The organism is uncultured Eubacterium sp., from assembly GCF_934525195.1.
Classification (GTDB): Bacteria; Bacillota; Clostridia; order Oscillospirales; family Acutalibacteraceae; genus Eubacterium_R.
Genome location: NZ_CAKSZA010000006.1, coordinates 51,862 through 68,420, shown reverse-complemented (window position 1 = coordinate 68,420; position 16,559 = coordinate 51,862). Strand labels below are relative to the sequence as shown.

The 16,559-nt window shown below is 31.7% G+C and carries 14 protein-coding genes; all 14 read right to left on the bottom strand.

Going from position 1 to position 16,559, the window contains the following annotated elements:
* Nucleotides 1–87: 87 nt before the first annotated feature.
* Nucleotides 88–408, bottom strand: a complete 321-nt coding sequence (gene cas2 / locus Q0E03_RS07085) for a CRISPR-associated endonuclease Cas2 (protein ID WP_177664507.1) — start codon at nt 406–408, stop codon at nt 88–90.
* Entirely contained in the window at nt 401–1,300 is a 900-nt protein-coding gene (gene cas1 / locus Q0E03_RS07080) for a type II CRISPR-associated endonuclease Cas1 (RefSeq protein WP_297130958.1), read from the bottom strand. The genes cas2 and cas1 overlap by 8 nt, the downstream gene beginning before the upstream one ends.
* A gap of 2 nt (nt 1,301–1,302) precedes the next feature.
* On the bottom strand, nt 1,303–4,542 hold the full coding sequence (cas9, locus tag Q0E03_RS07075; protein WP_297130955.1) for a type II CRISPR RNA-guided endonuclease Cas9: 3,240 nt from the start codon (nt 4,540–4,542) through the stop codon (nt 1,303–1,305).
* A gap of 508 nt (nt 4,543–5,050) precedes the next feature.
* A complete protein-coding gene (locus Q0E03_RS07070) occupies nt 5,051–6,283 on the bottom strand; it encodes a nucleotide sugar dehydrogenase (protein WP_297130952.1) in 1,233 nt (410 codons plus the stop codon).
* Nucleotides 6,283–7,380, bottom strand: coding sequence for a GDP-mannose 4,6-dehydratase (locus Q0E03_RS07065; protein ID WP_297130949.1), 1,098 nt, complete (start codon nt 7,378–7,380; stop codon nt 6,283–6,285). Before Q0E03_RS07065 ends, Q0E03_RS07070 begins: the two co-directional genes overlap by 1 nt.
* Nucleotides 7,381–7,391: 11 nt before the next feature.
* Nucleotides 7,392–8,384 (bottom strand): acyltransferase family protein, encoded by a 993-nt coding sequence (locus Q0E03_RS07060; protein WP_297130947.1) that lies wholly within the window; start codon nt 8,382–8,384, stop codon nt 7,392–7,394.
* A 19-nt stretch (nt 8,385–8,403) separates the two neighbouring features.
* A complete protein-coding gene (locus Q0E03_RS07055) occupies nt 8,404–8,946 on the bottom strand; it encodes a DapH/DapD/GlmU-related protein (RefSeq protein ID WP_297130944.1) in 543 nt (180 codons plus the stop codon).
* Nucleotides 8,933–10,462, bottom strand: coding sequence for a lipopolysaccharide biosynthesis protein (locus Q0E03_RS07050; protein ID WP_297130941.1), 1,530 nt, complete (start codon nt 10,460–10,462; stop codon nt 8,933–8,935). The genes Q0E03_RS07055 and Q0E03_RS07050 overlap by 14 nt, the downstream gene beginning before the upstream one ends.
* Nucleotides 10,463–10,484: 22 nt before the next feature.
* Nucleotides 10,485–11,483 carry a glycosyltransferase family 2 protein gene (locus Q0E03_RS07045; RefSeq protein ID WP_297130938.1) on the bottom strand — a complete coding sequence of 333 codons (999 nt, stop codon included), beginning with the start codon at nt 11,481–11,483 and terminating at the stop codon, nt 10,485–10,487.
* Entirely contained in the window at nt 11,480–12,523 is a 1,044-nt protein-coding gene (locus tag Q0E03_RS07040; protein ID WP_297130935.1) for a glycosyltransferase family 4 protein, read from the bottom strand. The genes Q0E03_RS07045 and Q0E03_RS07040 overlap by 4 nt, the downstream gene beginning before the upstream one ends.
* Nucleotides 12,523–13,476 carry a glycosyltransferase family 8 protein gene (locus Q0E03_RS07035; protein ID WP_297130933.1) on the bottom strand — a complete coding sequence of 318 codons (954 nt, stop codon included), beginning with the start codon at nt 13,474–13,476 and terminating at the stop codon, nt 12,523–12,525. Before Q0E03_RS07035 ends, Q0E03_RS07040 begins: the two co-directional genes overlap by 1 nt.
* A gap of 14 nt (nt 13,477–13,490) precedes the next feature.
* Nucleotides 13,491–14,603, bottom strand: coding sequence for a glycosyltransferase (locus Q0E03_RS07030; protein WP_297130931.1), 1,113 nt, complete (start codon nt 14,601–14,603; stop codon nt 13,491–13,493).
* Between the two features lie 11 nt (nt 14,604–14,614).
* Nucleotides 14,615–15,664: an EpsG family protein gene (locus tag Q0E03_RS07025; RefSeq protein WP_297130928.1), complete on the bottom strand. Its 1,050-nt coding sequence runs from the start codon at nt 15,662–15,664 to the stop codon at nt 14,615–14,617.
* 96 nt (nt 15,665–15,760) lie between these two features.
* Complete coding sequence (locus Q0E03_RS07020) at nt 15,761–16,555, bottom strand: glycosyltransferase family 2 protein (RefSeq protein WP_297130926.1); 795 nt, start codon at nt 16,553–16,555, stop codon at nt 15,761–15,763.
* Nucleotides 16,556–16,559 lie beyond the last annotated feature (4 nt).

Sequence of the window (16,559 nt, the reverse complement as noted above, 5' to 3'; positions counted from 1 at the left end):
AAAGCGCAGTAAATTAGGGCGTTTCAAGAAAAATTTGAGATAAAAAAGCACAACAGAATTGATTTTCTGCTGTGCCTTTTCTCTTTTTTACAACAAAGTTAACTGCTCATATGCAACGGGAATATCCGATTGGATATATTCGCCGAGCAAAATCTGCATAGATTCGTACTGCTTTTCGGTAATCGTAAGCAATCGCACCGAACCGTTTGGCGGTAAATGTTGTTTCAGCCGTTTTTCATGTGTTTTAACCGCATCATAGCCATTGCAAACTCTTGAATAAACAGAATACTGAACCATCAAATAGCCATCATTGATAAGGAAATTTCTGAATTTAGTTGCCGCCTTTTGTGCGGCTTTTTCTGTAACCGGCAGGTCAAAGAATACAATCATCCTCATAAACTTAGTCATAATTAAAATATGATATATCAATCAAATTCGGTAATTTCAATGCAATTTCTTCATTTTCAAACGAAGAAATTATGCTTTGAATTGTAAGTTCTATTGCATTTGCCACGCTGTGACGGTTGCCGTCAATTTCGGTCGCACAGTTTAGCAAAAGTTGAAGTTCTGCCTTTTGCGGAGTAAAAAATTCTTCGCCCCACTCAACATAATTTTGATAAACAAAATTGTCAATAATAGGTCGATACGGCTCAATAATATCATCTGCCAAATTAAATTGATTAAGCTGGCTTTTGTGATGTAAGCCAAGTGACGGCTCAAGCCCATAAGCAACAATTGTTTTGGCAATAAACGAACGCAAAATCGCATATCCGTAATTAAGCGCAGCGTTTATGCTGTTTTCATCATCTCGTTTAAAATCATCACCAAAAAGCGATTTAAAATACAATCTCGCAGCATAGCCCTCTCTGTTTGTTGTATCTCCCGATGCAACATTTTTTGAAATCGAATAAAGAGTTTGCGACTCATCAACTTCATTAAGTTCAAGGCATTTTGCTTGATTGTTAATTTTTGCCTGCACAATTTTTTGCCAAATCTTTTTAAGCCGTGGCTTCGATTGAGAAAACTGAAGATTAATTCGCTTATTCATTCGACAATATGAACCGATCGGCAAAAGCTCGCAAGACGGAATGTGCTTGTCGTTGCATATAATCAAACAAACTCCGTCGTCTGCGAGTTTTGACATCAACTTACCCGTAAGCGAGGTGTACGGATTGTCAACCACAATCGAACGAATATCCTCAATAGGAAACGAAAGTTCCTCGCCGTTAAAAACAATCAACTGATTATTTTTCAATTTCAACTTTGCTTCGTTTGCAATAAAAATATTTCTGTAAGCCATAATTAATTAAAATACATTCGTTTTTCCTTGTTGACCTTGTTAATATTTCCAAGCGGGTCAACGGTAAATTTTTCGATATTAACCAATGATTTAACACCACAACTCGGAATAGTATATGCACCGTCATGAGTTTCAATAGTAATACTTGCAGTAGAAATTCCGGCTTTTACATAATAAGCAAGCACTTCATTGTCATATTTATTTGCCGGCAAGGTGCTGTCTTTATTAGCCACACTGAATTTCATATCTTTTTTAGCCGTTATGCGAATTAAATCATTTGGATATAACGAGAATACAAAATTTTTATCATCCATTTCTTTCCACGACTTTCCACCGGGAACACAAGCCAGATTAGGCAATGTCGGTTTTATAGTGTCGGCAACATAAATCGGAACAAAATAATAGCCGTCATTTTCAACATAAAACACATCTATACGAATCATTGAGCCGTTATCTGCAATTCCGAGTTTGTTTTCATTTCTCGCCTTGACACTTGATGATGAACGCTCAATGAGTTTAACTTTCTTTACAATCGGCCCCGGTGTCCCGTCTGCTTTTGGCTTATGGAACTCCTCTGCAAATGCTTGTTTTGCATCTCCGTCAAACTCAATAAGCCTTTGCAAAAGTGCATTGTAAAGCAAAGTATCACTTTCGGGATTATAATAATTCTCTATAGCACCGTTTTTGAGTTTAAGTGTTGTCAACTCAACCTTTGAAATTTTATATCCGTCAACCTTACCCGAACGAATTGTGTCCTTATGTGCAGGACCCGTAACCTTTCGGCGAGGCATACGAGATACAAAAGCAGGTTTTGCAATTTCGGCATCGTCATAGCTATAATTTGAAAATGACAATAGCACACTTTTAAGTCGCTTTTCATCTTCAATTTCGCTTCTTGCTTCGAGTTCTTTCCTGAAGTTCGGATACGGAAGCGGGAAGCGCTCTTTGACCTCTCCTGTGCGATAATCAACATCAAACATAGTTTCTCTGTAAAACGAATACTTTGATATTTTGTTCACCATTCCTTGAGTTACGCAAGAAATAACCGCAGCGTCCACAGCATGGTGCAAATCACCGTTTTCTCTGATTTTGTCAATGCCCCAACATTTACGCATAAGAGCCGTTGCGGCACCGTTAACAGAAATAACATGTCGTTTTCTGCCGTTTGCGAAATCCTCAAAAATCAAATTGTCATTTATGTAATTATAAAGAACTCTGCTCAAATATTTTGTGTCATTAAGGTTTCTTTGCTTAAAGTCCTCTTTGTCCTTTTCTGTAAAATGTTCCTTAAGCAAATTCTGCTTTTTTCTGTAATTTCGGATATAGCTGTTTACCCAAACACGATAATCCGATTTTTTATTTTCAGCCAAATATTCAAGCGGAACACGATTCCTCTTTTGTCTGTTTTCAGAAGAAAAAGTCAAAACTTTATTGTTGTAGCTGTCGTCAAAGCAAGCGCTGTATGGAATTATATGGTCAATATCCACGTATCCAACCTCAAACAATCTGTCATATTCGATTAATTTTAATGAATACGGACAAATTCCGTCTTGCTCATGATATAGTTTTAGCTTAACAATATCCTGTCCTTTTGGCTCAAAACCAAAATTATCAACAATCTCTTTCTTTATCTTTTCATTTTTAGCTCTGTTAAGCAGATAATTTTTCTCAATCTCATCTCGCTCTTTCTTGCTCTTTGAAAGTTCTCGTGCAAGTTCTATATTAAGATAAGTAGGCGAAGCTCCCATTTCTCTGATTATTGCATTTACAACCTTAACGGTTTGTGACACCGCACGCCTTACAACAGGATTAACGATATCGTCAAGTTCATCTGATTTTGGCGGAAGCAAAATTTGCTTTTCGGAATTGCTGTGCGCCTTAAAATCCAAACCTGCGCATTCGCAAGCCTCATTGTATGTTTTGCCTTCTTCCAAAAACGGAATAAGCAATTTGCACGCCTTAACACTGATGTGTCCTGTTTTGCTAAATGACGGAAGATTTAAAAGTGCAGGATAAAGACCCTTGTCTATGTCTGTTTTTTCGAGGGCTTCAACTATCTTTGTATCGTTTTTATAGAATGTAAATATTCTGCCGATTTCATCAAGTTCATCATGTGAGAGCGAATTCATAGCATCGCCCAATGTGCTTTTCATTTGATGATAAATATTCAGATGTTGAAATTTTGTCTTTTTCTCCGACTCCTCAACACCTTTTTCGGTATAAGTAATATTCTTAAATTTTAAATCAGGCGAAATTTTAAGATTTTTTCTTATTGAAGCATAAGTAACCGACTTTGTTTTAAAGCAATATTCCTTTAATTCATCACGCTCCTGTTGCGAAAGAGGAAATGCGTTGCCTCCGTCATCAACCAAAGTGATATTGTTTATCCCCTGCAAAAGCGAAAAAAGTTGAAAAGAATAACTTGCTTTTACCGCACGATATTCATCAGGGAAGAAAGTACATCTGCCAACCATTTTTTCAATTTGGTTGCCTGAATACGGACTCGGAGATTTTTCATTGCCCTCGCCCGGACCTAAATCAAACGGTCTTTGTGACATAACTATATCCGTGTATTTTGCTTCAATTTTCTCCGTTGCAAAATGCATTCGAAAACTGCGTTGAACAGAAAAAATCATCTTTATTTCATCGGCAATCATATCACGAGATACCGTGTTGAGATAATCCTCTCCCTTGTTACGCTTGTACTTTGAATATCTTTCGTCCTTATACAGCATTTCGCCGACTGTACGGTAGCCGTTTTTGGCAATGTTTTCCCTGTTTTTTTCAATAGCACCGAGGAGTTTTCCTGTTTCTTTATCCTTTGTGTTTTCGTCAACTTTTCTGTTTGACTTAAAACCTCTTCTTTGCGCAAGATTAATAAGCACCCTTGCAAACTCAACATTGTTTATCGGTTCATCAAGTGCCCTTGTTCTTATTTCATATATATCGGACAGTTGACCTTGAAATATTGTGTCAAGCTCATCTTGAGTCACAATTCCATCACTTACAAGCATATACCTAATGCGTTGAAGCCTGTGCTGATGGCGTCTTATTCTTCGGCGAAGTCCTCTCGCCTCTCTCCTCGGCTTTGCAAGAGAACTGCCGTCTTTTGGATTTTCGGCTTTGTCAAAAATCCTCGAGCCAAGACGAACAATTCTTTTAGGCTCATCATTTGAATCCAGCTCTATTACACAATAGCCAACAGATGTGATTCCGCAATCCAATCCGATACCGTACTTCATAATGTTTCTCCTTTTTGATAGAAAAAGATAACGGCTCCAAAAAGGAGCCGTCAGAGCTTTTCGGTTTTCTACCTTTTTGTAGTAACCCAATTGTTCTTGGTATGTTATAAGAACAATTAAAGTATACCACACATTTTCAGCTTTGTAAATATTTTTGTCAAAATAAATAGCACTTGTCCATAAATATTCTCTATTTTCTGCATTTCCTTTACTCGCTTATTAAATTATTGTAAAATTAAAAGTTAATGCTTTTATTTTTAAATTTTCTTATATTCAATATTTTTCATATTATAAAAAAACAACTGACCCCACAAAACGGAATCAGTTGTTTTTAAAGGATTGGCAATAATTAACAATAAAACTTAATGAAAAACACAATAACTTTCAACGCCTCAACATTCGAATTTCTGTATCATATATCCATCTTTTTTATCCTAAATTGCCAGTAGCACAGTTAAGCCTGCAAAATAACACAACGCACTATTTTCATTTTATCAATATTATATTTTTAATCTCTAAAAAACAAATCACGTGTATAAACTTTATCTTTAACGTCATCTAAACAAGAATCATATCTATTAGCTATAATTGCGTCACTTTGACTCTTAAAAGCTTCAAGATCATTTACAACCTTACTTCCAAAAAATGTTGTACCATCTTCGAGTGACGGTTCATAAATAATTACAGTTGCACCTTTTGCTTTTATTCTTTTCATAACGCCCTGAATCGAGCTTTGGCGAAAGTTGTCAGAATTTGATTTCATGGTTAATCTATAAACGCCAACAACGACTTCTTTTTCAAGTTCTGCGCTATACTCTCCATTTGCTCCATATCCCCCTGCAATTTCTAATACTCTGTCGGCAATAAAATCTTTTCTCGTTCTATTGCTCTCTACTATTGCAGACATCATGTTTTGAGGAACATCAGCGTAATTCGCAAGCAACTGCTTGGTGTCTTTCGGCAAACAATATCCACCATATCCGAAACTCGGATTATTATAGTGATTTCCTATTCTTGGGTCCAAGCATACGCCCTCTATTATCGCTTTCGCATCCAGGTTTTTCATTTCGGCATATGTATCTAACTCGTTAAAATACGATACTCTTAAAGCAAGATAGGTGTTAGCAAAAAGTTTAACAGCTTCCGCCTCGGTACACCCCATAATCAATTCATCAACATTAGGTTTCAATGCAGCATCTTTCAAAAGCTTAGCAAAGTCATTAGCGGCTTTTACAAGTCTATCATTATTCAAATCTGTTCCAACAATAATTCTGGAAGGATACAAATTATCATAAAGAGCTTTTGACTCTCTTAAAAACTCAGGACTAAAAATAATGTTTTCATTTTGATATTTTTCTCTGATTTGTTCCGTATATCCAACCGGAATAGTAGACTTAATAACTATAATTGCATTTGGATTAACCTCTATAACCGTTTCTATTACGGTTTCAACAGCAGAAGTGTCAAAAAAATTCTTTTTACTGTCATAGTTTGTAGGCGCAGCTACAACAACATAATCAGCGTCCTTATAAGCATTTAGCGCGTCTAACGTTGCTGTCAAATTCAATTCTTTTTCTTTCAAATATTTTTCGATATAATCATCCTGAATCGGTGATTTTCTATTATTTATCAATTCAACTTTTTCAGGAATTATGTCAACAGCAACTACTTCGTTTTTTTGTGATAACAGCGTAGCAATAGAAAGTCCGACATATCCTGTTCCGGCAACAGCAATTTTCATTATTTTCTCCTTTTATCCAAATAAAAATCTTTATACCACTCGGCAAAATTACGCAATCCTGTCCTTAAATCAGTGCTTGGTTTAAATCCGAAATCACGTTCTAATGCACTTGTATCCGCATAAGTTACAGGAACATCCCCGGGTTGCATTGGAACGAGTTCCTTATGAGCATCAAAATCATAATCCTCAGGCAAAACCTCTGCTCTGATTAATTCCTGCTGAAGAACATCAACAAAATCTAAAAGATTTTCAGGATTTTGATTTCCAATATTATATACAGCATATGGAGGCAAAGGCAAGCCGTCATCCCCAATTTTTCTTTCCGGCGCACCTGTCATTACTCGTTTTACGCCCTCTACAATATCATCTATATATGTAAAATCACGCTTACAATTTCCATAATTAAAAATTTGAATCACATCACCGTTAAGCAATTTATTTGTAAAACCGAAATATGCCATATCCGGTCGTCCGGCAGGACCATAAACAGTAAAGAAACGAAGTCCTGTTGATGGAATATTATACAATTTAGAATAAGCGTGAGCCATTAACTCATTGCTCTTTTTTGTTGCGGCATAAAGTGAGACGGGATTATCAACTTTATCTTCAACGGAATAAGGAACTTTTTTATTAGAACCATAAACCGACGAAGAAGAAGCATACACAAGATGTTCTACTCCTGTATTATCATTATCATAAGAATGTCGACAAGCCTCAAGAATATTATAAAAGCCTATCAAATTAGACTTAATATATGTATCAGGATTTGTAATTGAATAACGAACGCCGGCCTGTGCAGCCAGATTTACAACAATATCAAACTGATACTCATCAAATAGTGAATTAATGAGCGACGAATCAGAAATATCACCTTTTACAAAGTTCCATCTTGATTTATCGTGATTATTTGCACAAACTTCAATCTGCTTCAAGCGCCATTCCTTAATTGACACATCATAATAATCATTCATATTATCAATTCCAACAATCTTTATTGGAGATTGTGTCTTTAACAATTCAAGAACAAGATTACTGCCAATAAAGCCAGCAGCACCTGTTATTAAAACCATTTTGTTTTTTAACTCAATATTTTGCATAATATCCCTTCTTAAGTTCTATTGTTTTTCTTTTTATATTTTCCTATAAATAAAATTAATGGTGTATTTATAAACACTAAACAAATAAACGAAATTAACATCATTGAAATTATTGTTGCTAAAACTGTATTTGACAATCCGAACCGCAATAAAAACCTTGATACAAAAAGTATCGGTAAATGATTACAGCATAAAAAAACTATCGAGTTATTTCCTATCCAAGAAAAATAATTAATAATTATACTTTTTGAAAATTTACAGCACAATAATCTGCTCAAATTCAGTCCGACCACTGTGGCTCCAATTGCATTTATCCAAAATAATAAAACATTTCCATATATTCCACTATTCATATTTACAGGTTTATTTAAATATATACCAAGTCCAACTACAACAATCAAAGCGATTAACCAATACCACTTCAAATATAATAGTTTTTTCCTGTGTATCAATTCACCAAAATACATTAAACCAACTCCTATCAAAGCTGCGTCTAATGACCACGGAAGATCAATATTATAAAAGCAAGTTAAATGTCCTATTGCAACGCATATAACTGTTATAAATAATATATATTCTTTTCTATAAACAAGCCTATGTATTAAATCGTAAATTACATATGAAAAAAAGATTGCTGTTAAAAACCATAGCGCACCTTCATATGGCAAATCCGAATCATTGTTCCACAATAATCTTAAAACAGGTTTAAAATTTGTAGCTTTGTTCGACAATATCCACAAAGAACTATAACAAAATCCAAAAAATACATACGGTAAAATTAGCGTTTTTAATTTTTGATTAAAAAACACCTTATAGTTATCTTTCATATGAAAAAAATATCCCGAAATAACAAAGAACATAGGCATATGAAAAGCGTATATAAACTTATCAAATTCAGGACCAAACCCATACAGCCCGCCAAATGACATATGACCCATTACCATAAGAAGAATACCAATTCCTCTAAAAAAATCTATGTAGACAATTCTGTTTTCGTTTTTCATACTATTTCTCTTTTTTTATTTATTTGTGCTCAAACTTTTCTTCTGGTAAAGAATATAATATTTCTTTCTTTTTATCTCTGCCCAATTCATCAATATTGATGCAAATATTTTTCTTTTTTTCTTTAAACTCATCGACAGTACAAATAATTTTAGCTGGATTACCCGCAATAACAACATTACCATTTGGAAAACTTTTTGTCACTACACTTGATGCACCTACAATTGTATTATCACCAAGCATAACCCCCGGTAACAATGTCACATTTGTTCCAATAAAGCAATTATTACCTATTTTTATTTTTCCAAAATAATCAGTCGCATTTATTCCTAGTTTTATTACAGAATTATCATGAGTAACCCAATGAGTGCCGCTTGCAATTGTTACATCATCCCCTATTTCTATCAAATACGGTTCTGCATGAGGAAATGTTCCATTACCATGAAAGTTATTCCCTAATTTTCCACCTGCTTTTACAAATTCTTCATTTCTAATCTGTTGAATTTTATAGCTGTTACAAGTAAATGTATACCATAATTTTTTTATTCTACTAATAATTTTCATAACCAAAACCTTTCTTCAATTTTAAAAAGATACTTTTTTTATCTTGTTTATTTGTAACCATTAAAGAACTTACAATAAAAGAAATAACACAACTAATCATTGCTTGCAATATCAACTTAATCCATGAATCAACTTGAATATGCTGTTTAAAAAATCTCACTATTATCAATGATATACCAAATGCAATTAAATTTAAAATAACCTGTTTATAGAAAAACCACTTCTTAATTTTCGAACAATAAGCGGCATATGGTATTGAAAAGAAAATACTCCTCAAAATAATTACACAAGAACTTACGCCAGCAATAGCATATATACCTAAATTTGTTGTTTTTAACAATAAAAAAACTGTTCCAATTATTCCAAAGTCTGTCACAAGATTAACAATAGCATTTACCTTAATTTTATTTACTACAGTAAAAATATTATAAACACACTGTATTCCTCCATTTATCATCATTCCAGCTATTGTTAGAAGCGATAACTTGTAAAGTTGGTTGCTATCTTGAGAAGGTACCCAAAGACTATAAAAATCAGTTCCTAAAACGACTAAAACAACTAAAAACATATTTGACATAATTCCACTAACGATCATTGACTGCCTAATTTTTAACATGAATTCTTTTTTATCATTATGTGCATATGCAATTGTATAATTAGGAACAAATACTCCGGCTATTGTGCTTACCAATGTTATAATAACATTTGGTAAGATTTTTGCAATTGAAAGTACCCCCATCGCTTGAGAATCAATAAATAAATTAGTTATTAATAAATCTAAACCATCAGTTAATATATTACTTAATTTAGTCAAAGAATTCCAAATACCTGATGAGATCAATATTTTAATTTTCTCTTTTGATGCAGAATGTAAAGTAGGATGTATCTTATTCAAATATTTTTTTGTAAAATGAATGTTTGTCAGTAACAAATAAACGGAAGTCAACAACATAGAAACTCCTATATAATAAACTGCCGGTTTGAAAACTATATACACAACAATTAATATTGCGGCTTTTAAAATATAAGATTCTATATTTCTTTGTGCTTCGACATCTTTTCTATTAGTAACAAATAAAGAAGTAGAATATGTAGCATTTATCAATGTTACAAAAAAAGATGAAAAAATAAAAGCAAATAGCACTTTTACATCATTTACTATTTTTTCTGGTATGCTTAAAATCGAATCTAAAAAGAATACGCACAATATCGATGGAATTAATAAAACAACACACATAAAAATATTAGCAAAAAGTGCTGAAGAAAAATATCTTTGTACTTCATTATATCTTTTATTTTCATATTCTATTGTTATAAAACGTCCAGCCACAGAATTCAAAGCTATTGTTAGAATCATCGCATAATTAGTAAAATTATTAGCCAATGAAACAAACCCATAAGCTTCTGATCCAACACGATTTACTATATATGGTGTCAGAAAAAAATTTATCCCCATATTTACAGCAAACGCAATAATATTAGCTATTAACGATATTGCCATTCTTTTATTATTCATTATATTTCCTCATAAATAAAAGTTATTCTTCTCCATAAAGCGGACGTTTATAATACTTTCTTTTCACTCTTAATAAGTTTTTATAAATAGATCTTGAAAACAAATAAAGTTTTATTTTCCTTATTTGATTTAAACTAATATACTTATTCGCTTGAAATATTGGGAAATTTCTTTTTAATTCTTTTTTAAAGTATTCTTCATTATTATCAAAGCCTCTGTCCCCAAACAACACAATAGAATTGATTATTCCATTAAGCGTTTTAAACTGCGTATAAGTTAATATTTCGACATAATATTGATTATTGTAATAGCGCGTTATTTGATTTTTATACTCATAATATAAATTTATTGATCTCTGATTTAATTTTGAATTTGTCACGCTTTTTGTATTATATCTATAATTATATTTATACTGATTAATTTTAACAACCTTGTTAACTTTACTATATAACGGAATAATTATTGCTAAATCTTCTCCAGACATTCCTTCTGGAATTCTTAAATCATTAAATAAAGTTGCCCTATACAAATGAGACCACAATGAATGATTCCCAAGCAAATAATGCTCTATTGCTTGATTTGAATTATAGCAAACTAATTCTGTATTTTCAGTAACATTAATTAACTGCTGATTAATGATGTTTCCCTCGTCAGTAACTCTTCTTGATAAAATTTGAGAAGCATCTGCATCATTATCCAAAGCAAACTTTAATAAAACTTCAAACATATCTTCATCTACAAAATCGTCACTATCAACAAAACCAATATAATTACCGCTTGCATTATCGAGGCCTTTGTTTCTAGCCGCAGCAGCTCCGGAATTAATTTGCTTAAAATATTTTACTCTTTTATCTTTATTTGCAAATTTTAAACATATTCTTTCACTACTATCATTTGAACCATCATTAATAAGAATAATCTCTATATTTCTATAAGTTTGATTAATTAAAGATTCAACGCACTTTTCTAAATACGCTTCCGCATTATATACCGGTACAATTATACTAATTAGATTATTCATATTTCCTCCAAAAGATTTATCCAACTATCAATTATTGCATCCTTGCTAAATTTTCCCAATCCTAATTTTGATTTGTCAGACATTGAAACTCTTAATTCATCGTTTTCGATCAATTCGTTTATTTTCGCTGCCATAATTTCAATATCATATGATTGTACCAAATATCCGTTTATTCCATCTTTTATAATTTCTGATGGTCCCGTTTCAATATCAAAACTAATTAACGGTAAACCATTTGATTTAGCTTCAAGCAAAACCATTGGCAATCCTTCTTGCAAAGAAGTCATTACATACATTGAAGCTTCTTGATAGGCTTTATCCATATTGTTGCATCGACCACATAAAAGTACATTTTTTTCTAAACCATAATTCTTTATTTTTTGCTTTAACTCCAGATATTGTTCTCCGTTTTCTCCACCGTATATCTTCCAGCACCAATCAGGATGCTTTTCAAAAACAAATTTTGCTATATCAGGAATTATAATAAAATTTTTAATTTTTCTTATATGTCCGGCACTTATAATTATTTTTGAATTTATATTATATTCATTTGATTTTCTTTCATCTGTAATATTATAAATATGAGTTAGTTTAGTTTTAATTTTAAAGTGATTTTCAAAATTTTCTTTATCTCGTTCAGTTAAAACAACATATGCATCGGCATTTTTTAATTCTAATTGCCGAATTTTCTGAATATACTTACTTCCTTGATTTTGATAATAATTTGCATGTTCCCATACAATATGCTTGCAATGAGCAAATTTAGTTGCAAGTATAGAAATAACTCCTGTCAAGGATTCAACAGTTATAAGTACATCTATCTCATTTTGCTTTAAATACTTAGTAAGAAAAACAACTCGATTAAACATTGAACCTCCTTGCAGATAATCCATAGTAATACCATCGAGTTTAAAATATGGTTTTCTGTCACAAGTATTAATCACAAAAACCTTATGCTTTTTATTCAATTCATTAGCGACTAAAAATGTTGCTCGCTCTGTTCCTCCGGCTGTATAATGACCTAAAAAACAAATATTCATTATTTTAACAATCCTAATAATTTTTTAAAAAAGAAAAAAGGTAAATGAAAATATCCCCATGAAAGTAACTTTAATTTCATTTTTCGCACATCAGGTTCTAAAATTTCATTACTATAACTTGTCATCCTGCGGTATTTCCAATACTCATTTTTCAAAGGATGCTTACAATGTTTAACCCACGGTCTGGTTATCATATTTGGTGTAAAATGTACAAAAACAGGATTTTTTCTTGCTTCAATAATTTCACTATCTAAATAATAACGATTTAAGCCATAAAAAGATAAAATTTCATTATGATCAAATTGAAACAAACTTGTAAACGTATTATATTTTGGATGAATCGATTTTATCAAATTCTGTTTTCCCAAAACACCATTTATTGTTCCTTGATCCATTGCATCAACATCCCCGTTACGACTACGCACGAAGTCCACACACTGCTTTACTGCATCAATTTCTCTGCATTTATCTAAATTCCATAATATCATACCGGTATTAATATATATTTGTTCATCGTCTAATCCAACATTTCTATGTCTTTGAATAGGATTAGTATCTATTACACCTGCGATTGCGTAATCAATAATATCAATATCATATAATTCCGTTAAATCACCCATTACAATAGCATCCACATCCATATATATAGCTCTATTATCATTAATAATTTCAGGAATAAAAATTCTTGCATAGGCAGAAAGACTTCTGTCTTTTAATACCGAACCCCCAAGTTTTCTTTGAATTATTTCTTCCGTCATAAGATAAAACTTAAATATAAGATTTGCATATTTATCTTTGAGTCTCAAAATTGATAATTTTGAATGTTCAGACAAGCCTCCATCAAGAATATAAACAATAATGGAATCAATCGTTTTATTATTTTCTCCAATGGAGACAATCAATGTTTCCAAATGAGGTGCATAATTATCATCACTTGCAACAACAATGTTCATAATCGTCTCCTTATTTATAAATTATCAAAAAAATTTTCAACTTTATTTATTGTTTCTAACTTATTAAATTTTTTAGCTCTTTCCAAAGCTTTTTTTCTATAAAAATTTATTTTTTCTTTTTTTTCAATCAAATCCAATAATCCCTCAAACAAAGCGTCTTCATCATTCTCTGTTATAACTCCATACTCATTGTCACCTAATAATTCCTTCATGCCAGAACACAAAGTTGTAATAACCGGCGTTCCAACAATCAAAGATTCTGTCACAGCCGTACTAAATCCTTCATGAAGCGAAGAACAAACAAACAAATCTGCATTTTTTACATATTTATAGGGATTCTCTTTATAACCTAAAAAAGTAACATTATCGTTTAAACTTAATTCAGTTGCTTGCTTTTTTAGTTTATCTTCAAGATAACCTGTTCCTAATAACAACAAATGAACATCTTTACCATTGTCTTTCAATTTTTTAATTATTGATAATAATCTATCAAATGATTTTTGTTGAACTAAACGGCCGACACTAATCAATGTTATTTCAGCATTATAAAGATTTTTTTCATCTATTAATTCTTTAGACAGCTTGTCTATTTTTTCAGACTCAATAACATTATACAAAACATAATCATTTTTTTTAATTTCAGGGAAAGTAGACAAATAAATATCTTTTACTGTTTCAGAAACATAAACAGTTGCATTATATTTTTTTTGCAGTTCTATACATTCATTTATGTTTCTATAACAATGCGCAATTTTATTCTTTGAATGGAATTCATTATGAATCCATTGCACTATCTTTGTATCTTTATTAGGACAACCTGCAACAATTCTTGTAACGGGAGATTGAAAGAAAGACACAACAACATCATATTGTTCTTTAATCATCTTTTTATATAAATGCTTTGAACTGAATAATTTAAAAAGCTGAGTATTTCCTCTAAACGGCTTTTTAAACACATATTTATACTGTATATCATCAGCGAGAAAACGTTTATTTATTCCGACATCAAACATTGTTTGCACCGTAACATCATATTTTACCTTGTCAAGATTATTTACAAGATTTACAAGAACCTTTTCCGCTCCTCCGCCATCAAGCGAATTTATAAAAAATAAAATTTTCTTCATTTAAATTACCATTACCCAAAAACATAATAATTTCTCGGATCATCGGCATAATTGCTTGTCAAATCAAATTCATAAGGAATCAAATCGCCTTGATCCAAAATATAAGATGTTAAAATAAATTTTAATACAAAATAAACAATTATTAGCAATTGAATTAGCCATGCATACTTTTTATTTGAATATTTTGGAATATATCCAAACAAAACCAAATTTGCAGGCATAGAAAAGAAATATGCTATTCGCTTAACTTGCGGATGAAAGAAACCTGTTATGCTTATAAGCAAAGCGATAACTGAAAGCAGGATCATATAATCTATTCTCTCATCATAATATCTGTCCTTTGCCAAAATCTTATAAAACAGCAAAATAAACGCCGTTTCAAATAACAACAAATAAAAGTCCCTGTTTAGTCCTGCTTTTCCTTCATCTGCATAACCTAAATAATCAGAGAAGACTTCTGAAGCACCAAACATTAGTTTAATTAAATCTTGATAATAAAACACAAATATAACCGTTACCAAAATAACTACGGCTTTTCCAAATCCTTTAATGGTAATATTATACTTATGATTCCATAATATCCACAAAATTAAAGCTATAAATGCCGATTTATGAAAAAGTGTTGCAACAAGTATACATAACACAAAACTTATAAAACGATTGTTAAATACATATTTTAAAGAATAAAAAACAATAGCTACAGCAATATATTCACGAGTAACATTGAATGCCGAAGCATAAGCAGAAAAGCAAAATATAATCATTGCCGTAACCAATGAAATATCATTATATTGCTTTTTTAATGTACAGTAAACCGGTACGAGAAAAAGAAATGCAAAAGTGCCATATGTTAGTGCATGTCCTCCTTTTGCATATGTGATTTTCGCAATAAAGGCAAAAAGATATTCACTTGAAACAGAATCAAAAAGTTTACTCCATTGTGTTTTAGCATATCGTTCAAATATTGCACAATATGTCACAAAATCTGTTCCTACAAAATATCGCCCTGCCGCAAATAATACAAGTGCACTTAACCCTATTAAACTAAATAAATCAAACATTCTCCGTTTTTCACTATATATTGATATCATCATTGAAGAAACCGTGAAAACAGATATGTAAATCAAAAGGCTACTCATCAATTAATCCTAACTCAATTAAATTTCTTTTCTTAATCTTCTTTTTAAATATTCAGGTGTCAAAGCCGAAATCATAGGTTTAAATGCAAATATATACTTTATCTTGGAAACACCCAAGAGTTTATATCCATTTAAAGCAGTTTTTGTATATCCCTTTGCGGTTTTTAAAGTTCTTTTTTTATAATCTTCCGGACTTTCATGATAAAGGAGTAAAGCCTCGCTAAGATTATAACCTGTATACCCTTTTGCATAAAATCTAAACCACAAATCCCAATCTTGCCCCCTCATAGTTCTTTGAGATACAGTATAACCTCCCAAATCATCATATACTCTCTTACGCATCATAATAGTAGGATGCATAAAAGTCGGACCGTGCAAGACATCTTCTTTGGTCGGTTCGGTTTTACTAAAACGCTCAAACAATACTTTTTCTCCATCAAAGACTTTCACTGCACTACCTACAACTGCAAATTCATAATGTTGGTTTAAAAAATTAACTTGTATTTCTAATCTTTCCGGTAAAGCAATATCATCAGCATCAATACGTGCAACATACTCGCCTTTTGCAACTGCTAAGCAATTATTAAGCGATACCGCTAACTTTGAGTTTGTTTTGTTCTTTATTAATTTAATTCGTGAATCTTTTTCTGCATACTCACCAACAATTTCATTTGTTTTATCGGTTGAGCAATCATCACAAATTATAAATTCCCAATTTTTATATGTCTGTGCAAGAATTGACTCTATACACTTAGCTATTGTTTTTTCTTCATTATACGCACCCATTATAATGCTAACTAATTTATTATCCATAATT